Consider the following 19,007-nt stretch of genomic DNA (forward strand, 5'->3'; position numbering starts at 1 on the left):
TGGATTGCAAGATGTGTCTGCCGCTGTACGGCTGCAAGGAGGGGGCATGACCCACGTGAATGGACCCGAGCGCTCTGCGGAGGAGATCGAGGAGCCCGAGTTCACCTCGATCGAGATCTGTGCAGGAGCAGGGGGGCAGGCTATCGGGCTGCACCAGGCCGGGTTTGGCCACCTAGCCTTGGTAGAGATCGACGCGTACGCGGCTGCGACGCTGAAGGCGAACGTTGAGTCTCATCCTGGGTGGGTTTGGGAGAGAGAGAACTGTGACGTTCTGCCGCCGACGGACGTCAATGACTTCGAGCGGGACAAGCATCTCAAGAAGAGCAAGGAACTGTTCCAGCGCCGAGGGCTCGATCTCTTGGCCGGCGGCGTCCCTTGCCCGCCCTTCTCGCATGCTGGTAAGCAGCTTGGCAAGGATGACGAGCGCGACTTGTTCCCGAAGATGTTGGACCTCGTCGAGAAGCTCAATCCACGGGCTGTGATGATCGAGAATGTGCGCGGGATCAAGGACCCAAAGTTCGAAGACTACCGTGGCTGGATCGAAGCGAAGCTCCAGGGCGGATGGTACCGGGGCGACGACGGTCAGATGGTCTGGGAAGAGGGTCTTGGCTACAAGGTGTGTGAGTGGGACGTCTTGGAGGCCAGCGACTTCGGAGTTCCGCAGCTTCGCCCTCGTGCCATCCTCGTTGCATTCCGCAGCGACGTCCTGAAAGACGTTAAGTATGAGTGGCCCGCCGCCACTCACGACGAACACGTCAGCGTTGCCAAGGCACTTGAAGAATCCATGAAAGCCCGGTATCAGCCGTACTTCAAGGGTGCGGATGCCGACCGAGCCCGCAAGGCGTACGAGCGCTGGCTTGATACAGCTCGGCTGCGTCACGAAGCGCTTCGCGAAAAGGGTGGCGGTATCGCGCCCACGTTGGTCGGTGGCTCGAAGAAGCACGGAGGAGCCGATCTTGGCCCAAGCCGTGCGAAGGCAGCGTGGAAGCAACTCGGCGTCAGTGGCCTGGGCGTTGCTAACGATCCGGAGACGTGCAAGAAAAAGAAAAGTGAGGATCGGGACCTTTTCGGTCCGGACGGGCCAATGCTCACTGTGCAGCAGGCTGCAATCATCCAAGGCTTCCCGCCAGAGTGGCAGTTCGCGGGCGGCAAGACTGCACAGTACCGGCAGGTGGGCAACGCTTTCCCGCCCCCGGTCGCCAAGGTGGTAGGTCAATCGATTGCAGATGTCTTGAGGGCAGCGCGTGAGCGGGACAGCAAGAAGGGCTGATCTACTACCCGCTCTTCTTGCCCCGGCGTGCTTCAGCGCGACGCATTGCTACTTCTGCCGCGATCTGCGCCGCACACTCTGAAGACGATTCGTGCTCCCAGAACCGGAGCACCGTCCAGCCGGCCTCCATTAGCCGCTGGTCGGTGTCCCGGTCTCTGGCCATGTTCCGGGCAACCTTGTCTGACCAGTAGCCCTGGTTGGTTTTCGGCGGGACGTAGTGTTCTGGACAGCCATGCCAGTAGCAACCGTCAATGAACACGGCAACCTTCGTCGGACGGAAGACCATGTCTGCCGTCCGACGAAGCTTGGGTAGCGGTCGGGCCGCTACCCGGTAGCGGAGGCCTTGCGCGTGGATAAGCTGCCGGATCAGTCGTTCAGGCGTGGTATCCCGGCTGCGGATGGCCTGCATATTGCGGCGGCGAGCAGCGGACGATGCCCAGGAGCCGCTGGGTGGCTCCCACGGGTCTTCGGACATCTGAAGTTCTCCCGTCTCGGCTACAGGATGTCGCCGCTGTTCCTGAGATCTTTGACCAGGACATCTAGTCCGTTGAGTGCGAGCGTTTGAGCCCGGTTGATGCCTTCTTGCTTCAGGGCAGCCAAGTCCGGCCAGCGTGCCAGTGCCGAAGCGTCGGCGGCAAGCTCGTTCACTGCCATCCACGATCCAACCCAACCAGGGCAGATGTGATAGGTGCGATCTTCAATGCTCTCGCGCGCAACGCCTGCTGCCCGGGGGAACTCGGCTGTTGCCATCGCATAAGGCACGTCAGGTCTGTAGCGGGTGAGCGGCACCATCTGAGCGGCCTCAGTACCGCGGTCGGAGCGCCACGTCCACTTGGACGACAGGGCAGCGACTAGGCGGCCACCTTCGTCGATGATCAGGATGTCGCTTTTGCGGTCGCCTACATCACGACGCATATGAAGCCCTCGGATATGGGTGAGAGGAACCTCATGCCGCACCTGCCAACCGGTCGGCAGGCTTTTGCTAAGAAAGTGAATCAACAGGTCCCGGAAGCGAGCCCCGCGCAGGTTCCTGTCCAGCTTGCATGGTCTCTCGATGCTTACATTCCGGCTGGTCACGACATGCGTCCATAGTGAAAGAACTGCGATTTCTCCGCCGATTCGCCGCCGCTTACTGTGGCCGGTAGCTGTGTCTTTTACCTTGTCATCTAGCCGATGAGTTCGCACGGGGGGATCCCAATGCATCTGTCCTTGAGTGTGACTTTCTTCCTCAAGTGCGGTCCCTGCCGAGTCATAGGCAGTAAACCCGGCTTCTGTTAGCCAAGCTGGATTCCAGCCCAGTTTGTGACGCAGGCTGGCATCTGATAGCGATTCATTTGGATGTAGATCCAGTCGTGCTTCGCTGGCGAGAATGGATTCATTCCAGCATAGTCCGAGAAAAATCGCACTAATTGCTTCCGGGTCCTCTAGATAACTTTCAATCAGGGCTTTGTGAGTGGGTTCGAGAGGCATGGAATGCTTTCCGGGCAGGTGACTATCAAATCGCCTTGGCGTTGGCTTGCTAAGGACGAGCTGTGGTTGCCGGTAGGTTTGGGGCCATTTCGGCAGGGTCGTAATCATTGGCGACTGCCCAGTGTCGGCCATCCAGGTACACGTAGGGCTTCACATTCTGACCTGCTTGCACCGAGGCCACGCGTACACTCACGAACTCGCCCTCGCGGGGAGGGGTGAGTCCAAGTTGCTCTGCCACAGCTCGGTGGCTGTCGTAGTCGCCCATAATGATTATGCCTTCAGGTCTGAGTGCTGAGCGAGAACCTCCGTTACCGCGAACGCGCTTCATGTAGTCTTTTTGTTGTGCGACTGTGCGCACGACGTTGCGGCCTATTCCCCTTCCCTGCACCCGTCGGAACAACTCGTTGAGTCGTTGCTGCCCGGACTTCTGTGCAAAGACGGCAGCACGGTCAGCTGGGTGCATATGGAGAAGAACGTTTTCCGGGAGGTCGAAGTCTCGCCATAGCCAGAGAATCTTGTTGCGGTGTTCGGCTTTCACGGTGAGCTTTGCATCGCGATTTCTGCCCAGGTTTAGCCATTCTTCTCTTACCCGGAACAGGCCAGCGCTCCATCTGCTCTGGTAGTCGTCAGCCCAGACAAGGAGGCAAAGGTGTCCTATCGCCTCCGGTGGGATCATCCAGCCGCTGAACTTTTGAGAATACTTGCAGTCCACTTCGATGCCGCTGATTCTGTAATCCATGGCCTGGCCATCGGCGAACCTGAACTCGCGTTGCAGGTTGATCTCGACCAAGGTGCCGGCATGGGTTCTCTCGGTCTTGTTCAGATTTGCCCAATCGTAGCGACCTGTGATCTCGCCGTTCAGCAACTGATCAATGGTGTCCCGGAGCACGCTGGCAAATCGTTCGCCAAAGGGATCCATATCCAGCAACTCCGCATGCACCGCGAGGAGCTCAGTGTCACGCTTCAGCTCCTCGGTTACGACGAGGTTCTGTGCAGCATGGATATCGTCGAATGGCAGCAAGCAATCCCCCTGGGTGAACTGAGCTGAATCGCGGCGCTGTTGGGCAAGCCGCTCTGGCTTGTTGATGAGAGGCGAGCCTCTCAGACTCAGACGATCAGTCTGACCGTACTGCAAAGGTAGGACACCGAGGTGCCCCTCCAAGCGAGCAGACCCTGGTGGGCAGGCGGCGGTGCTGCTGGGCTTGCCCGTGCCTTCTCTTGCTGCCTGCTCCGCAGTGGCCGTAGGGCCACTCGCTTCTTTGGCAGTGTCGTGATTCCGCGGCCCGCCTCAAGGGCGCTGCGCGTCGCCTTCGGCGATGGCCCTGCGGGCCACCCTTGACCCGGGCCGCGGAATCACTGGGAGAGAAACGAGCGAGCGGCCCGGGAGGGTGGGTGGCCCGGCCGAGTTCAGGTGGAGGTCGGCCGGGTTGTGGGCGCGTGCTCGTCTCGCATGCAGGGCGGGTCGGCTCAGCGGCTTGCCGTGAGTAGCGGGTGGTTCGGTCGCGCCCGTGCGTGGTTCGCGGCTATGCCCCGTGACACCCCTCATACGCCCGCCCCGAACCGCACCAGCACGCGCTTCCCCTCTGTGGGGGCCACGAGACTGCCAACCCCCGCGCCGCCAGCGTCGTGGCGTACTGCGGCAGCAGGGTCACGTCGTCCGGGGATGCGCTCTCCGACGCCGCGAACGCCTCGTACGACGGGACCGTGCCCGTCACGATGCCCAGGTTCGGCGTGCCGGAGGTCGCCAGCTCCCGCAGCGAGGCCTCTATCGTCGCCAGGTGCTCCTCGTGCGAGGGGTACTCCGCGGTCAGGCCCGGGTACGCGCCCACCAGTTCCGCCAGTTCCGGGGCCGGCCAGTGCAGGACCGCCACCGGGAAGGGGCGGGACAGGGCTTCGCGGTAGGCGCCCAGTTCTGCTCGTAGGCGGGAGATCTCGGCCTGGAGTTCCGCCGGGTTGTCCGAGCCCAGGGACCAGACGCGTTTCGGGTCGTGGAGTTCGTCCAGGGAGATCGAGGACGAGTGGAGGGTGTCCGCCACGGCGTCCCAGTTGTCGTGCGTCGCGCCCAGCATGCGGCGGACCCGGTGGCGGCCGAAGAGGAGGGGGCGGGTGGAGTACGGGGGCTCCGCCACGTCCGTCAGGAGGAGGGTCACGGCTGCGGTGAAGGTGTCCTGGGCCGCCTCCAGCTCGTCGTGGGCCTCCAGGGCCTCGGCGACGATCACCCACGGGGCCGGGTCGCGCGGGGCGGCCGCGCGGACTCCGTCGATGATCGCGCGGGCCTCGGCCTCGTGGCCGTACTCCCAGAGGTTGGAGGCCTTGAGGGCGCGTACCAGGTGGGGGTTGTCGAGAGGGGCGGACGACGACAGCAGGCGGTCGTAGAGGGCTGTCGCGGTGGGGCGGTCGCCGGCCAGTTCCCGGTGGGCCGCGGCCTGCAGGAGCAGGTGCTCGGTGTCCTCCGGGTAGAGGTCGGCGGTCCGCTCCAGGCGTGCCGCTTCGGCGGTGTGGTCGACGTTCTCGGCAGGCGTGTCGGGGCGCATGGACGACACCGTACTGCCGATGGGCGACGGAAAGGGGGCGGAGGCGAGGTGCGGGTGGAGGCGGGGAGGTGGGAGGGCGCCACCGCCGGGGCGCGCACGCTCCCACCTCCACCCCGCTAGATCGTCACCCCGTCGATCTGCAGTGTCTGCACCGCGCCCGCCGCGAACGGGACCGCCACCGACTTGCCGTTCAGGAACGTGTCCGAGTACGCGCGGTAGCGGTCGGAGCCGCCCGAGGTGTGGGTGTTCCAGCGGGGGACCAGGCCGTTCGTGCCGCCGGTCACCGTCGTGAAGTTCGAGAGGTTGAAAGTGAAGGTCTGGGCCGTGGTCGCGGTGTTGATCGCCACGATCACGAGGCGCCGCGCCGCCGCGTCGTACGCCGCCGCCGTGAAGCTGGAGCCCGCGTCCAGGATCGTCATCCCCGGGCGGATGTGGCGGCTGAACTGCGCCATCACGTAGTACTTCGTCTCGATCGCGCCCGGCTGGAGCGTGTTCGCGTCGTACTTGATCATGCCCCAGCCCGCCGTCGGGTCCATCACCTGCCAGTAGACCCAGGCCGTGGGGTGCAGCCAGCGGAAGTCGTAACAGAGGTTGCGGGCGAGGGTCCAGCCCGAGCCGTCGCTGTCGCCCGTCTCCGAGTTCCACAGCTTCTTGCCGGACGTCGTCACCACGTCCGTGTAGAGGAGGTCCCGGCGGCCGCCCGCGCCCTGGTAGCCATGCACGTTGACCTGGCTGACCAGGGACTTCGTGGACGCGTTGAAGGAGTTCCACGTCGAGCGGGCCGTGTCGTAGTTCGTCTCGTCGGAGGCGGTGATACGGATGTTCGTCAGGCCCCGCTTGTCCAGCTCGCTGCGCATGTGGGGGAGTACGGCGGCCTGGACCGCCGGGTCCATGTGGCAGCCCTCCTGGGTGCCGGTCGCCGTCCACCACGACGACGCCGGCTCGTTGAAGGGGTCGACCGTCGCGAAGTTCACGCCCCAGTTGTTCTTGGCGCGCAGGGCCGTCGCCGCCAGGTGGGAGGCGTGCTGGCGGTAGTTCCAGGACTGGAGGTTGTTGCCGCCGCCGGAGGCGCCCGAGGGGTTGTGGTTCAGGCACATCCACCACATCGGGGAGTTCGCGAAGAGTTCGGTGGTCGCACCGCGCGCCACCGCCTTCGTCAGGGCCGCGCGCTGGTTGCCGTCCGCGTTCCAGTTCCAGGCCGAGGACGCCGGGTCCTCGTTGGTCCAGTTCTGCCAGAAGCCCTCGATCTGCTTGAAGGCGGGGATGTTCGGGGACTTGACCATGGCCGAGCCCTCCACCGTGTTCCAGCTGCACGCGCCGAGGTTGTAGCGGGCGATGTTCATGCCCAGGCCGGGCAGCGCCGTGCCGTTGTACGTCGTCGTCTTCGTGGTGAACCACAGGTCGGCGAAGTCGTCCCGGGCGCCGAACACATTGGCCCACCAGGCGAGGGAGGTGCCCCAGCCCTCCCAAGTGCCGTACTTCGTGGCCGGGTTGACGGCGATCGTCGCGTCCGCGCTCGCCGTGCCCGTGCCGAATGCGGTGCCGACGACCGCGCCGCCGGCCGCCGCCAGGAGCGCTCTGCGGCCGAAGGCGGGCGAGTGCCCCGCGGTCCTGTCGGGGGTCGGGGACTCCGCCGGTCTCTGGCGGTCGTTCGTGGGGTCGGGGGATGCGGTCATGTCAGCTCCGGGGGGTGCGGGTGCCGAGGAGAGGGAAGGGAGAACGGACGGGCATCCGTCGCCTTCCGGACTGCTGAGTGGGGACATCGGAAGAGTCAGGGGTGAGTGGTGAGGTTGTCGAGAGGTCTGACAGCGCTTTCTCCGTTTTCTTCCAAGGGTTGTGAGAAGGGGAGATGAAAGTGCGTGAGGCGACGCTGTCGGGCCGGGCCCGCCCGCTCTGGGTGGCCGCGGAGGGCGCCGTCACCCTCGGGCTTGTTCTCCTTCTCTTCGTCGCCCATCAGCTGTGGTGGACCAATCGGCAGGCCCAGGAAGGGGCGGCCCGGGAGGTGGCCGCGCTGGAGCGCGCCTGGGCGGAGGAGGCACGACCGGAGAGGGCGTGGGCGGTACGGGCCGAGGGGAGCGACGGGGGCGATGGGGGCGGCAAGGGCGGTGCGGGGAGCGTGGGGTCAGGGGTCGTTCGGGCCTACGCCGTGCTCGTCATCCCCCGGCTCCGTCTGCGGGCACCCGTCGTCGAAGGGGTCGGGAGGGCGGAGGTCCTCGACAAGGGGTTCGTCGGGCACTACCCGGGGACCGCGCTGCCGGGTCGGCCCGGGAACCTCGCCCTCGCCGGGCACCGCACCACCCACGGCGAGCCCTTCCGCCACCTCGACCGGCTCGACACCGGTGACGAGGTGCGCGTCGAGACGCGGGACGCCGTCCACACGTACGTCGTCGACAGCACGCTCCCGCAGACCGCGCCCGGCGACGGCGGGGTCCTGCGGCCCGTCCCGCGCAGCGACGTGCGGCCGTCGTACGGGTATCGCGAGCCCGGGCACTACCTCACGCTCACCACCTGCACGCCCGCGTACACCTCCACGTACCGGCTCGTTGTCTGGGGGAAGCTGCGCTCTGTGCGCCTCAGATGAGAGCATGTGTGCGAGAGTCGTTCGGGAGTCCCGAGAGTTGCGAGAGCTGTTGGAGAGGGGGAGCCGTGATCCGTAGCTGGGCCAGTCTTCGCCCCGCCGCGATGTTGCTGCTGCTCCTCTTCGAGGTCGCCGTCCTCGACACCGGCACGCTCTCCGCCGCCGTCGCCTTCGCCGCGACCGCCGCGGCCGGCTCCGCGTTCGCCGCCTGCGCGCTGATCACCGCGCGCTGCGCGCCCGTCGTCCCCCGTACGCGCGTCCGTACGGCCATCCGGGACCGTGAACGCCGTACGGCGTTCCTGCCCCAACGCGATCCCGACGCACGCGGGCGTACGCGCCCTCGCGCGCCCGGACATGCCCTCCTGACGGCCACCGCGTAGGGCACACCCGCACCCCGATTCTCTTCTCTCTTTGGCTGAGGTCCGTGCTCCGCACGTGGGCCGTCGCGCCGAGTCCGGTCGTCCGACCACTTTTCCGGTCGTCCGACCACTTCTCACCGGCCCGACGAGACCCCTGGAGGGCTCACACCCATGTCCGTATTCGCCGACCTTGTCGCGCACCTCGCCGATCTGCTCCAGCCGCTGTTCCACGCCTCTGCGACCGCCGTCGCGATCGTCCTGTTCACGGCGCTCGTACGACTGCTCGTGCACCCCCTGTCGCGGGCGGCGGCGCGGGGACAGCGGGCGCGCATCGCGTTGCAGCCGCAGATCGCGGAGCTGCGGAAGAAGCACGCGAAGAACCCCGAGAGGCTGCAGAAGGCACTGCTGGAGCTGCACACGAAGGAGAAGGTGTCGCCGCTGTCCGGCTGCCTGCCTAGCCTCTGCCAGCTGCCGGCCTTCTTCCTCCTCTACCACCTGTTCTCCAACACCACGATCGGCGGCGAGGCCAACGCCCTCCTCACCCACCGGCTCTTCGCCGCCCCGCTCGGCGACCGCTGGGCCGACGCGCTCGCCCACGGCGGCGTTCTCGGGGCGCAGGGGCTCGTCTACGTCGGGCTGTTCGTGATCGTCACGGGGGTCGCGGCCTTCAACTTCCGGCGTACGAAGCGGATGATGGCCGCCGGTACGGCCGGGGTGCCGGCCGTGTCGGACGAGCAGCTGCCCGGGATGGCGGCGAGCATGGGGGCCGTCAGCAAGTTCATGCCGTTCCTGTCCTTCTTCACGCTGGTCACCGTGGCGGTGGTGCCGCTGGCGGCCGCGTTGTACGTGGTGACCAGCACGACGTGGACGGCGGTGGAGCGGGCGGTGCTGTATCCGTTGCCGGAGGCCGAGACCGACGGGGCCGCCGGGGCCGGGGCCGAGGTGGCGGCCGCCAAGACCGGCAGGGCCGCAAAGACTGCCAAGACCGCCAAGACCGACGGGGCCGCAAAGACCACCAAGGTTGGGGCTGCCAAGACATCTGGGAGGCCGGGTAGGTCGGCGGCTGCTACCAAGCGGTAGTGATCCGAGGCGCGGGGCGGGCGGTCCAGTCCGTGAACCGGGTCTTGCGGAGTGGACCATGACCTTGGACGATCGACCAGTCCTCCGATGGCCGCACCCATCGGTCGGGCTGCGGACGATCGAGGGAGTTGGCGACCATGAAGCTGCTGAGAGTCGGTACGGCGGGTGCGGAGCGGCCCGCGCTGCTCGACGCCGAGGGGGTCCTGCGGGACCTCTCGGAGGTCGTGCCGGACATCGACGGCGCGCTGCTCGCGGACGAGGCGGCGCTCGGGCGGGTCCGCGAGGCGGCCGAGAGCGGGGCGCTGCCCGTGCTGGACGCGGCGGGGCTGCGCATCGGACCGCCGGTCGCCCGGATCGGCAAGATCGTCTGCATCGGGCTGAACTACCACGACCACGCGCGCGAGACGGGGGCCGAGCCGCCCGCCGAGCCGGTGATCTTCTTCAAGGCGGCGGACACGGTCGTCGGGCCGCACGACACGGTGCTCGTGCCGCGCGGGTCGACGAAGACCGACTGGGAGGTCGAGCTCGCCGTCGTCATCGGGCGGACCGCCCGGTACGTCGAGTCGCGCGAGGCCGCGCTGGAGCATGTCGCCGGGTACGCCGTCTCGCACGACGTGTCCGAGCGGGAGTTCCAGCTGGAGCGCGGCGGGACGTGGGACAAGGGCAAGAACTGCGAGACGTTCAACCCGCTGGGCCCGTGGCTGGTCACCGCCGACGAGGTGCCGGACCCGCAGAAGCTGGGACTCCGGCTGTGGGTCAACGGGGAGCTGAAGCAGGACGGCACGACCGGGGAGCAGATCTTCGCGGTGAGTGAAGTCGTCAGGTACGTCAGTCAGTTCATGACGCTGTATCCCGGGGACGTCATCAATACGGGGACGCCGGCGGGGGTGGCTCTGGGGGAGCCCGAGCCGAAGCCGTTCCTGCGGGCCGGGGATGTCGTGGAGCTGGAGATCGACGGGCTGGGGCGGCAGCGGCAGGAGTTCGGCAACGCGTAGGCGCTCCGCTTGGGGGCGAGTGCCTAAGGGGTGGGGGGCTGCTGTTTGTTGGCGGCTGCGGGTGCGTGGGGGCTTGTCGCGCAGTTCCCCGCGCCCCTGAGGGCGCGGGTGGACCCGGCGGTTGTCAGGTGCTCTTGAAGCGTTGCAGGGCCTCCACCACCATGGCGTGGTCCTCCAGTTGGGGGAGGCCCGAGACCGTTACCGTGCCGATCACGCCTGTTCCCTCCACCGTCAGGGGGAAGGAGCCGCCGTGTGCGGCGTACTGGTCCGGGTCCAGGCGGGAGGACTCCTCGAAGGTCGTGCCCTTGGCGCGGAAGCGGGCGCCGACGAGGTAGGAGGAGCTCGCGTAGCGCTCCACGACCCGGCGTTTGCGGTCGATCCAGGCGTCGTTGTCCGCGGCCGAACCGGGCAGGGCGGCGTGGAAGAGCTGCTGGGGGCCGCGGCGGATGTCGATGGCCACGGGGGCGTTCCGCTCGCGGGCCAGCTCCACCAGCAGGGAGCCCAGGGTCCAGGCGTCCTCGTGGGTGAAGCGGGGGAGCACCAACTGGCGCTCCTGTGCTTCCAGTTCCTCGATGGTCGGGGTGTCGTGGGTCGTCACAGCCTCACCGCCGCGCCCTCGCTCGCGGACTTGCGGGCCGCCTCCAGTACGTCGAGCGCGGCGGCGGCCTCGTACGCCGTGACCGGGTTCTCGCCGGTGCCCTGCAGTGCGGCGGCCACGGCCGCGTAGTACGCGGGGTAGTCGCCGGGGAGGGTCGGGACGGGGCGGCCGCCGTCGGTCAGCGGGGAGTCGCCGGCGCCGACGCGGCCCCAGAACTCCTCGGGCTCCTGGCCCCAGGCGGCGTCGGGGGTGGGGCGCTCGCCCTCGCGGAGGGCCGCCTCCTGGGGGTCGAGGCCGTACTTGACGTAACCCGCCTCGGAGCCCAGCACGCGGAAGCGCGGGCCGAGTTGGGGGGTGACGGCGGAGGCGTGGAAGTGGGAGCGGACGCCGTTCGCGTGCGTCACGGCGATGAACGTGTCGTCGTCCGTCTCGGCGCCGGGGCGGCGCAGGTCGGACTCCGCGTACACCAGGGTGGCGGGGCCGAAGAGGGTGAGGGCCTGGTCCACGACATGGCTGCCCAGGTCGTAGAGGAGACCTCCGATCTCCGTGGGGTCGCCGGACTCGCGCCAGCCGCCCTTCAGTTGGGGGCGCCAGCGCTCGAAGCGGGACTCGAAGCGGCGGATCTCGCCCAGTTCGCCGTCGGCGAGGAGGCGGCGGAGGGTCAGGAAGTCGTTGTCCCAGCGGCGGTTCTGGAAGACGGAGAGCAACAGACCGCGCGCGTCCGCGAGGGCGGCCAGCTCGCGCGCCTCGGCCGCCGTACCGGCCACCGGCTTGTCGACGACGACCGCGAGGCCCGCCTCCAGGGCGGCGGTGGCGATCGGGACGTGCGTCTTGTTGGGGGAGGCCACGACGACCAGGTCCAGCTCGTCCGCCCGGGACCAGAGCTCGTCCGCCGTGGCCGCGAACCGTACGTCCGGGAACTCGGCGCGGGCCTGCGCCTGGCGCTCCGCGTTCGACGTGACGACCGTGTCGAGGGTCAGACCCTCCGTCGCGGCGATCAGCGGGGCGTGGAAGACGGAGCCGGCGAGGCCGTAGCCGACGAGGGCGACGCGCCGGGGCCTGTCGGTGCTGGTACCTGTCATACCACCCACTTAAGCAACGCTGTTGCCAAAGTGCAAGCACGAGGGACAATGGGGGTGTGGACGGCAACGGGATCGGTGACGGGTTCGGCGACAGGTTCGGCGAGGGGATCGACGACGGCGGCGCCGGCGGTGGCGGCGACAGGGACGACCGGGGCGGTGCGGGCGACGGGATCGGTCAAGGGCACCAGAACGGCAATGGCGGCGGTAACGGCGGCGGCAACGGGGGCGGTCTCGGGCGGACCGGTGGTGTCGCGGGAGTGAACCTGCTCGCGTTGCGTAGTCACAACGGGGCGCTGGTGCTGGATCTGTTGCGCAGGGCGGGGGCGGCCGGGATAAGCCGGCTGGAGCTGGCGGAGCGGACCGGGCTCACTCCGCAGGCCGTCAGCAAGATCACCGCACGGTTGCGGGCGGACGGGTTGGCGACGGAGGCGGGGTACCGGGCGTCCACCGGTGGCAAGCCGCGCACCGTACTGCGGCTCGTGCCCGACGCCGGGCACGCGATCGGCCTCCACCTCGACCGCGACGAGCTGACGGCCGTGCTCTGCGATCTGACCGGGGCGGTGGTCGCGCTGCGACAGGCGCCGCTGGATCTGGGCGCCGGGGCGGACAACGTGGTCGAGGGCGCGGCGCGTGAGGTGGAGGCGTTGCTGGCGGAGGCGAGTGAGGGGCGGGGGGTGGGGGCTGGGGGCTATCGGGGCGGTGACTACGGCGGCGATGCCGACGCCGGTTCCGGTTTCGGTTTCGGTTCCGATGGCGGCGTCGACACCGACACCGACACCGACACCGGTGCCGCGTCTGTGGCCGCCGTGGCTTCCGGCTCCGATCCTCACGGTCCCCCTCTCCTCCCCGTGCTCGGTGTCGGAGTCGCTCTGCCCGGGCCTCTCGATCATCTGCACGGTGTCTTGCACCGGGTCACCGGGTTTCCGGAGTGGGACGGGTTTCCGTTGCGGGCGGCGCTGGCGCGGCGGCTGGGGATGCCGGTGGTCGTGGACAAGGACACCAACGCGGCGGCCCTGAGGCTCGCGGCGGCCGCAGGGGCGCACGGGTCCTTCGCCTACCTCCACCTCGGTACGGGGCTGGGTGCCGGACTCGTGATCAACGGGTCCGTCCACCGGGGGGCCCGGACCCGTGCCGGGGAGTTCGGGCACCAGGTCGTTCAGCTGGACGGGCCGAGGTGCGAGTGCGGGAACCGGGGGTGCATCGAGGCGCTGTGCCTCGCGGCGATGGCGCGGGGGGACGTGGAGGCGGCGGCGCGGGTGCTCGGGACGGGAGCCGCCAACCTCGTGGGGCTCCTCGACATCGAGGTCGTGCTGTTGGGCGGGCGTACGGTCGAGGCCCGGCCGGAGGAGTTCGTGCGGGGGGTCGGGTTCGTGCTCGACGAGTGGGCTCGGTTGCAGGGGGAGGATCCGGCTGTGCCGGTGCGGGTTGCCGGGGGTGGGGTGTCGGCGGTTGCGGAGGGGGCGGCTCAGCTGCTGCTCGCGCCGTTGTTCGGACGGGAGGATGGGTGACGGGGGCGCCGGTGAGGGGGCGCCGGTGAGGGAGTGACGGGGATGCGCCGGGGTGCCGTGGGGGGCGGTTGGCGGGCGGCTGCGGGTTGTGTGGGGTTGCTCGCGCAGTTCCCCGCGCCCCTGAAAATCGACCGGGGGTGTGCGCAGCCGGCGTTTGAAAGTGGCCGGCGGCTTCTCGTGCCCGCCCGATGGCCCGCGGTTTCTCGTGCCCCCGGTTCTCGAAGCGAGCCGGGGGCTCCGCTGATCGAGCGGATATTCGGGTCTGATCCCGGGGCCTCGGGGCGTGGCGGGGCTTGTCGGGGCGGGTGGGTGGCATGGTCATGTGTTCATGCGACTGTGTACGTGCCTGACCCTTGCCCTCGCCGCCGCAGCCGCGATCGTCAGTGGTCCCGCGGCGGCGGCCACCGTGCCCGCGCCCGCGTCGGACGCCCTGCGGACCGGCTGCGTCGGTGACGACAGCGGCGCCTTCCCCATCCGGACCCGTATCCGCGGCGGCCCCACCACCTACGTCGCCGGCGGCGGCTTCCACACCTGGGCCGTGGAGCTCACCAACACCACCTCCCGGACCTGCGGCAACATCCACCCGGTCGTCGTGCTGGCCGACAGCGCGCGCACACTGAAGCGGAGCCAGCTGCAGCTGGAGTTCTACGACGACGCCGACGACACCACCCCCCGGCCGGTGACCTTCGAACGGACCGACGCGGACGAACTCGTCGGCGTTCTCGGCGGGGATGGTCACGGCGGCGGAACCGGCTTCACCGTGCTGCCCGGCCGCACCCTCGCCGTCAAGGTCCGCCTCTCCCTCACCTCCGACGCGACCGCGCCGAACGAGGTCGTGGCGAACGCGGCCGTCGTCGAGCGGCGTGGCGACGACGGCACGTGGGTGGGGGAGTCGAACGACTACCGCTTCCGGATCACCGACGAGGAGGAGGACGAGGACGGGACGGAGGCCGGCCAGGACAGCGGCGGGGCGGAGGACGAGGACGGGACGGAGGCCGGCCAGGACAGCGGCGGGGCGGAGGACGAGGACGGGACGGAGGCCGGCCAGGACGGCGGTGGGGCGGCGAAGGAGAGGGGCGGCACGACGGCCGTACCGGACGAGCGGCGGCCGTACCCCGACGAACTGGCCGCCTCGGGCATGCGCGAGGCCCTCCCGTACGTCACCGGCCTCCTGCTCCTGGTCGCCGGCGGCCTACTGACGGCCACGGTCCGCAGACGGGCCCGCTGACGACACGAGACCGACACCCGCCCCCGACGTCCACCCGTGCATGGCGGCCACGCCCCCCACGCCCCCGCTGACCTGAAGCGACCCCGGTCTCAGCGGCCAAGATCGGCCTCCTCTTTTCGGCCAGGGCTCACTAGGGTTGGGACGACCCGGACGTACGGGCGACGGAAGTACGGACGTACGGAGGTACGGACGTACGGCAGGTATCGACAGACGCCGGCAGGAGATCGCACATGGCAGAGCGCAAGCCCATCGAGTCGTGGCTCACCGACATGGACGGGGTGCTCATCCATGAGGGCGTGCCGATCCCCGGCGCCGACGCCTTCATAAAGAAGCTCCGCGACTCCGGCCGCCCCTTCCTGGTGCTCACCAACAACTCGATCTACACCCCACGCGACCTGCACGCCCGCCTCTCCCGCATGGGCCTGGACGTGCCCGTGGAGAACATCTGGACCTCCGCCCTGGCGACCGCCCAGTTCCTGGACGACCAGCGGCCCGGCGGCACCGCGTACGTCATCGGCGAGGCGGGGCTGACGACCGCGCTGCACGACATCGGGTACGTCCTCACCGACCACGAGCCCGACTACGTCGTCCTGGGCGAGACCCGCACGTACTCCTTCGAGGCCATGACGAAGGCGGTCCGGCTGATCAACGGCGGCGCCCGGTTCATCGCCACCAACCCGGACGAGACCGGGCCCTCCACCGAGGGCCCGCTGCCCGCGACGGGGGCCGTGGCCGCGCTGATCACCCAGGCGACCGGGCAGAAGCCGTACTTCGCCGGCAAGCCGAACCCGCTGATGATGCGCACCGGGCTCAACGCGATCGGCGCGCACTCCGAGACCAGCGCGATGATCGGCGACCGTATGGACACCGACGTCCTCGCGGGCATCGAGGCCGGGATGGAGACCTTCCTCGTCCTCACCGGTCTGACCACCCCTGAGCAGATCGAGAAGTTCCCCTACCGCCCCTCGAAGGTCGTGAACTCGATCGCGGACCTCGTGGACCGTCTCTGAGCCCGGTTGGCCGGTTGGCCGGTCGGTCGTTCGGCCGTTCGGATGGTCGGCCCGGCCGGTCGGGATGGTCGGCCGACCATCCCGGCGAGGCCGCCGGGTGCCCGGCCCCGGATAAACCCCCTGACACCCGTACGGAGCAGTCGGGGCGCCTCCCCGGATGCGTCCCGGCGCCCGGCGGGAGAGTCTCTGGGGTGTCTGGAGGTTCACCATGGGCTCAGTGCGAGTCACTCTCTGTGCCGGGGTGGTGGCCGCGGCGGCGCTAGCCGCGTCGGCACCCCCGGCCCACGCGACCGACCCGGGAAACACCTCGGGAAATGTCTCGGAGAACGTCTCGGTGGTGCCGGCCTCGCCGGTCCCGGGCACCGACATCCAGGTGCGGGCCGGGGGCTGCGGCGGGAAGACGGGAACGGCCGTCTCGGCCGCGTTCGTCGCGGACGCGCGGCTCACCCAGCTCACCGGCAGGAGCCCCGGCACGCTCGCCGGGGAGACCCGCGTCCGCTCCTCGCTCGACCCCGGCACCTACGTGGTACGGATCACGTGCGACGGCAGGGAGGACAAGGTCACGGGGACGATCAAGGTCGGCGGCGAAGGAAAGCCCACGACCGGCCTCAGACCCCCGCCGGGCCTCGCACCACCGACGGATCTCAGATTCCCGACGGATCTCGGACCACCGACAGATCTCAGACCACCGACCGGCATCACGCTCCCGACGGCCAAGCCGTCCGGGATCAGGCCGCCCGTGACCGGGCCGACCGCGACCGAAGCTTCACCGGTGGCCGAGCGGCCCGCCGGCGAGCGCCCCGCCGGCCGGCAGCCCTCGGCGCCCTCCTCCCCGATCGCCCCCGTCCGTGCGGGCGGTGGCGGAGCGGCCGCCCACCTCGCGGCTGCCGACCCGGTGGGCGCGCGCGGCTCGGCCGACCCGGCCAACTCCATGGACGACGCCCGGCACACCGGCCCCGGCGCCCGCCACGCGGTGGTCGGCCTGGTCCTCGCCGGCGTCGCGGCGGTGGCGGTCGTGGCGCGTGGTGCGCGCCGGGGCCGCGACCGCCGTACGGAATAGGGGGCCGTCGTGTCCGGACGGGACTATTCCGACAACGGCTACGACTACGGCGGCGTCGGCGAACGCGGTCTCGGCGGAGGGTCCGGCGGAGGGACCGGCCGGGTCGTCACCGGTGTCGCGTGGGCCGTACTGCTGCTCGGGCTGTGGCTGTGGGGCCGCGAGGTCACCGACGTGCGGCAGGGCGGCTCCGCGCCGACCACCGGGGACGTGGCCGCCGTGGGACGGCCCGCCCAGGCCGAACTGCCGCCCGCCGCAGAGCCGTTGAAAGGCGCGCGGCCGCAGCGGCTGGACATCCCCTCGATGGGGGTGCAGGCGCCGGTCGTGGCGCGCGGCCTCGACCGGGACGGGGCGGTCGAGCCGCCGTCGTACGGTCAGCCGGGCGTCGTCGGCTGGTACGCGGGCGGCGCGCGGCCCGGCGCGGCGGGGGCCGCGCTGTTCGTCGGGCACGTCGACACCGAGACCCGACCGGCCGTCTTCTACAAGCTGAGCGCGCTGCGCGTCGGCGAGAAGATCCGGGTGGCCCGCAGCGACGGGCGGATGGCCGAGTTCACCGTGGACGACGTGCGGGTCATCGGGCGGGACGAGTTCGACGCCCGACAGGCCTACGGCGTACGGCAGTCCGGGCGCGCTGAACTCCGACTCGTCACCTGCGGCGGCACGTTCGACAAGGCGAGCCGCACCTACACGGCGAACGTCGTCGTCAACGCGTACCTGAGCGGAACGAGGCCCTGACCGCCACAGCGCTTGGTCCCGCACGACGCTGTGACGGGCGGGACTTTGACCGGAAAGCGATCCACGCGCAGCCCCCGGTGGTACGGAACCCCGGCACCTGCGAAGACACCGTGCTCCCGGCCCGGTCGGCGACCCGCTCCCCCTGGGGCCGCCGACCGGGGGCCGTTCGACTGCGACTTCAGGGCGTGGGGGCGGCACCCGCCAGCGGTTGTTTGGCGCCAAGTCGACGGATCGTGGCTCTCTGACATGGAGGCAGATGGAGGCAGGTGGCGGCCGTGCGGGCGCGTTCCGGTGCGTGTGCTCCCGGCGGTGCCGCCGGGCGGATGGTGATGACCTCGTGGGCGAGGCGGGACTTATGTCAGGATTGGGGCTTACGACACGGTGCACCCAAGGGGGAGTTGGATGTACGGCGGTAGGGGGGCCGGGGTTCGGGCATGCGGGGCGGTGATGGGGGTGGCGTTACTGCTCGCCGGCTGTTCCGGGGGAGAGGACGGGGACGACGGCGACGGCGGGAAGGACCGGGCCTCCGGTTCCGGCATCACCCAACAGCCCAACGGCACGGACCCGTTCTGGGTCAACCCGGAGGGGAACGCGGCGGCGCAGGTCGCCGCCTACGAGAAGGCCGGCAAGGACAAGGACGCCAAGCTGATCCGCAGGATCGCCGAGCAGCCGACCGGCGAGTGGATCGGCCCGGAGAACCCGGAGCGGGAGGCCAAGGGCTTCACCGTCGCCGCGGAGGAGGCCGACCGGGACGCCGTGCTCGTCCTCTACAACATCCCGCACCGCGACTGCGGCCAGTACTCCGGCGGGGGCGCCGCCGACGGCGACGCCTACCGGGCGTGGATCGACGGCGTGGCCCGGGGCATCGGGGACCGCCCGGCCACGATCGTGCTGGAGCCGGACGCGGTGCTGCACGTGGTCGACGGCTGTACGCCGGAGGAGTTCCACGAGGAGCGGTACGACCTGCTGAAGGGCGCGATCGAGACGCTGGGCGGACTGAAGAACACGAAGGTGTACCTGGACGCGGGCAACGCGGGCTGGGGCGACCCCGAGCAGATCTACGACCCCCTCAAGTGGGCCGGTGTCGAACAGGCCGACGGCTTCGCCGTCAACGTCTCGAACTTCTACACCACCGAGGACTCCATCGAGTACGGCAGGCAACTCTCCGCGAAGATCGGGGACAAGCCCTTCGTCATCGACACCAGCCGCAACGGCAACGGCCCCTGGAACGAGGGCGACGAGGACGAGCGCTGGTGCAATCCGCCGGGGCGGGCCCTCGGGGAGACCCCGACGACGAAGACCGCGGACCCTCTCGTGGACGCGTACCTCTGGGTCAAGCGCCCGGGGGAGTCGGACGGGGAGTGCAAGGGCGGGCCCAAGGCGGGCGAGTGGTGGCCGGAGTACGCGCTGGATCTGGCGAAGGCGTCCGACTGACGGTCGGCACGCCCCACGGGGTGGGCTGCGGTTGTTCGGGCGACTCCGGGCGGGGTGTGGTTGCTCGCG

General features: G+C 69.6%; 18 protein-coding genes. 11 read left to right on the top strand and 7 right to left on the bottom strand.

The window, feature by feature from the left end:
- Nucleotides 1-46: 46 nt before the first annotated feature.
- Nucleotides 47-1,270, top strand: coding sequence for a DNA (cytosine-5-)-methyltransferase (locus P8T65_RS29040; protein WP_316728133.1), 1,224 nt, complete (start codon nucleotides 47-49; stop codon nucleotides 1,268-1,270).
- Nucleotides 1,271-1,274: 4 nt separating this feature from the next.
- Here P8T65_RS29040 and P8T65_RS29045 read toward each other — a convergent pair whose 3' ends face one another.
- The 5 genes from P8T65_RS29045 to P8T65_RS29065 all read right to left on the bottom strand — a co-directional run bounded on the left by P8T65_RS29045 (nucleotide 1,275) and on the right by P8T65_RS29065 (nucleotide 6,950).
- Nucleotides 1,275-1,745: a very short patch repair endonuclease gene (locus tag P8T65_RS29045; RefSeq protein WP_316728134.1), complete on the bottom strand. Its 471-nt coding sequence runs from the start codon at nucleotides 1,743-1,745 to the stop codon at nucleotides 1,275-1,277.
- A gap of 20 nt (nucleotides 1,746-1,765) precedes the next feature.
- On the bottom strand, nucleotides 1,766-2,740 hold the full coding sequence (locus tag P8T65_RS29050; protein WP_316728135.1) for a hypothetical protein: 975 nt from the start codon (nucleotides 2,738-2,740) through the stop codon (nucleotides 1,766-1,768).
- A gap of 49 nt (nucleotides 2,741-2,789) precedes the next feature.
- Nucleotides 2,790-3,761, bottom strand: coding sequence for a NaeI family type II restriction endonuclease (locus tag P8T65_RS29055; RefSeq protein WP_316728136.1), 972 nt, complete (start codon nucleotides 3,759-3,761; stop codon nucleotides 2,790-2,792).
- Between the two features lie 502 nt (nucleotides 3,762-4,263).
- Entirely contained in the window at nucleotides 4,264-5,274 is a 1,011-nt protein-coding gene (locus P8T65_RS29060) for an SEC-C domain-containing protein (RefSeq protein ID WP_316728137.1), read from the bottom strand.
- Nucleotides 5,275-5,390: 116 nt separating this feature from the next.
- Nucleotides 5,391-6,950, bottom strand: a complete 1,560-nt coding sequence (locus tag P8T65_RS29065; protein ID WP_316728138.1) for a beta-1,6-galactanase — start codon at nucleotides 6,948-6,950, stop codon at nucleotides 5,391-5,393.
- A 173-nt stretch (nucleotides 6,951-7,123) separates the two neighbouring features.
- Between P8T65_RS29065 and P8T65_RS29070 the strand changes: the two genes are divergently transcribed.
- From P8T65_RS29070 to P8T65_RS29085, 4 genes are all read left to right on the top strand, one after another.
- Nucleotides 7,124-7,855: a class E sortase gene (locus tag P8T65_RS29070; RefSeq protein ID WP_316728139.1), complete on the top strand. Its 732-nt coding sequence runs from the start codon at nucleotides 7,124-7,126 to the stop codon at nucleotides 7,853-7,855.
- A gap of 65 nt (nucleotides 7,856-7,920) precedes the next feature.
- A complete protein-coding gene (locus P8T65_RS29075; RefSeq protein ID WP_316728140.1) occupies nucleotides 7,921-8,232 on the top strand; it encodes a DUF6412 domain-containing protein in 312 nt (103 codons plus the stop codon).
- A 150-nt stretch (nucleotides 8,233-8,382) separates the two neighbouring features.
- A complete protein-coding gene (locus tag P8T65_RS29080; RefSeq protein ID WP_316728141.1) occupies nucleotides 8,383-9,291 on the top strand; it encodes a YidC/Oxa1 family membrane protein insertase in 909 nt (302 codons plus the stop codon).
- 137 nt (nucleotides 9,292-9,428) lie between these two features.
- Entirely contained in the window at nucleotides 9,429-10,286 is an 858-nt protein-coding gene (locus P8T65_RS29085; RefSeq protein WP_316728142.1) for a fumarylacetoacetate hydrolase family protein, read from the top strand.
- Nucleotides 10,287-10,410: 124 nt separating this feature from the next.
- Here the strand turns inward: P8T65_RS29085 and P8T65_RS29090 are convergent, their stop codons facing one another.
- On the bottom strand, nucleotides 10,411-10,884 hold the full coding sequence (locus P8T65_RS29090; RefSeq protein WP_316728143.1) for a heme-degrading domain-containing protein: 474 nt from the start codon (nucleotides 10,882-10,884) through the stop codon (nucleotides 10,411-10,413).
- Nucleotides 10,881-11,966, bottom strand: a complete 1,086-nt coding sequence (locus tag P8T65_RS29095; protein ID WP_316728144.1) for a Gfo/Idh/MocA family oxidoreductase — start codon at nucleotides 11,964-11,966, stop codon at nucleotides 10,881-10,883. The genes P8T65_RS29090 and P8T65_RS29095 overlap by 4 nt, the downstream gene beginning before the upstream one ends.
- A gap of 170 nt (nucleotides 11,967-12,136) precedes the next feature.
- On the opposite strand from P8T65_RS29095, the gene P8T65_RS29100 reads away from it, so the two are divergent.
- The 6 genes from P8T65_RS29100 (at nucleotide 12,137) to P8T65_RS29125 (ending at nucleotide 18,938) form a co-directional block, all read left to right on the top strand.
- A complete protein-coding gene (locus tag P8T65_RS29100; RefSeq protein ID WP_399103248.1) occupies nucleotides 12,137-13,474 on the top strand; it encodes an ROK family protein in 1,338 nt (445 codons plus the stop codon).
- Nucleotides 13,475-13,802: 328 nt separating this feature from the next.
- Nucleotides 13,803-14,702: a cell wall protein gene (locus tag P8T65_RS29105; RefSeq protein ID WP_399100630.1), complete on the top strand. Its 900-nt coding sequence runs from the start codon at nucleotides 13,803-13,805 to the stop codon at nucleotides 14,700-14,702.
- 230 nt (nucleotides 14,703-14,932) lie between these two features.
- Complete coding sequence (locus P8T65_RS29110) at nucleotides 14,933-15,712, top strand: HAD-IIA family hydrolase (protein ID WP_316728146.1); 780 nt, start codon at nucleotides 14,933-14,935, stop codon at nucleotides 15,710-15,712.
- A 208-nt stretch (nucleotides 15,713-15,920) separates the two neighbouring features.
- A complete protein-coding gene (locus P8T65_RS29115) occupies nucleotides 15,921-16,772 on the top strand; it encodes a hypothetical protein (protein WP_316728147.1) in 852 nt (283 codons plus the stop codon).
- 9 nt (nucleotides 16,773-16,781) lie between these two features.
- Nucleotides 16,782-17,504 (top strand): class F sortase, encoded by a 723-nt coding sequence (locus tag P8T65_RS29120; RefSeq protein WP_316728148.1) that lies wholly within the window; start codon nucleotides 16,782-16,784, stop codon nucleotides 17,502-17,504.
- 402 nt (nucleotides 17,505-17,906) lie between these two features.
- Complete coding sequence (locus P8T65_RS29125) at nucleotides 17,907-18,938, top strand: glycoside hydrolase family 6 protein (RefSeq protein WP_316728149.1); 1,032 nt, start codon at nucleotides 17,907-17,909, stop codon at nucleotides 18,936-18,938.
- Nucleotides 18,939-19,007: the final 69 nt, after the last annotated feature.

The organism is Streptomyces sp. 11x1, assembly GCF_032598905.1.
Lineage (GTDB): Bacteria > Actinomycetota > Actinomycetes > Streptomycetales > Streptomycetaceae > Streptomyces.

Excerpts from the sequence above, each read along its gene's own strand:
- P8T65_RS29040 (WP_316728133.1), top strand. The coding sequence starts at position 47 with ATGACCCACGTGAATGGACCCGAGCGCTCTGCGGAGGAGATCGAGGAG.
- P8T65_RS29045 (WP_316728134.1), bottom strand. The coding sequence starts at position 1,745 with ATGTCCGAAGACCCGTGGGAGCCACCCAGCGGCTCCTGGGCATCGTCC.
- P8T65_RS29050 (WP_316728135.1), bottom strand. The coding sequence starts at position 2,740 with ATGCCTCTCGAACCCACTCACAAAGCCCTGATTGAAAGTTATCTAGAG.
- P8T65_RS29060 (WP_316728137.1), bottom strand. The coding sequence starts at position 5,274 with ATGCGCCCCGACACGCCTGCCGAGAACGTCGACCACACCGCCGAAGCG.
- P8T65_RS29065 (WP_316728138.1), bottom strand. The coding sequence starts at position 6,950 with ATGACCGCATCCCCCGACCCCACGAACGACCGCCAGAGACCGGCGGAG.
- P8T65_RS29070 (WP_316728139.1), top strand. The coding sequence starts at position 7,124 with ATGAAAGTGCGTGAGGCGACGCTGTCGGGCCGGGCCCGCCCGCTCTGG.
- P8T65_RS29080 (WP_316728141.1), top strand. The coding sequence starts at position 8,383 with ATGTCCGTATTCGCCGACCTTGTCGCGCACCTCGCCGATCTGCTCCAG.
- P8T65_RS29085 (WP_316728142.1), top strand. The coding sequence starts at position 9,429 with ATGAAGCTGCTGAGAGTCGGTACGGCGGGTGCGGAGCGGCCCGCGCTG.
- P8T65_RS29095 (WP_316728144.1), bottom strand. The coding sequence starts at position 11,966 with ATGACAGGTACCAGCACCGACAGGCCCCGGCGCGTCGCCCTCGTCGGC.
- P8T65_RS29105 (WP_399100630.1), top strand. The coding sequence starts at position 13,803 with ATGCGACTGTGTACGTGCCTGACCCTTGCCCTCGCCGCCGCAGCCGCG.
- P8T65_RS29110 (WP_316728146.1), top strand. The coding sequence starts at position 14,933 with ATGGCAGAGCGCAAGCCCATCGAGTCGTGGCTCACCGACATGGACGGG.
- P8T65_RS29115 (WP_316728147.1), top strand. The coding sequence starts at position 15,921 with ATGGGCTCAGTGCGAGTCACTCTCTGTGCCGGGGTGGTGGCCGCGGCG.
- P8T65_RS29125 (WP_316728149.1), top strand. The coding sequence starts at position 17,907 with ATGTACGGCGGTAGGGGGGCCGGGGTTCGGGCATGCGGGGCGGTGATG.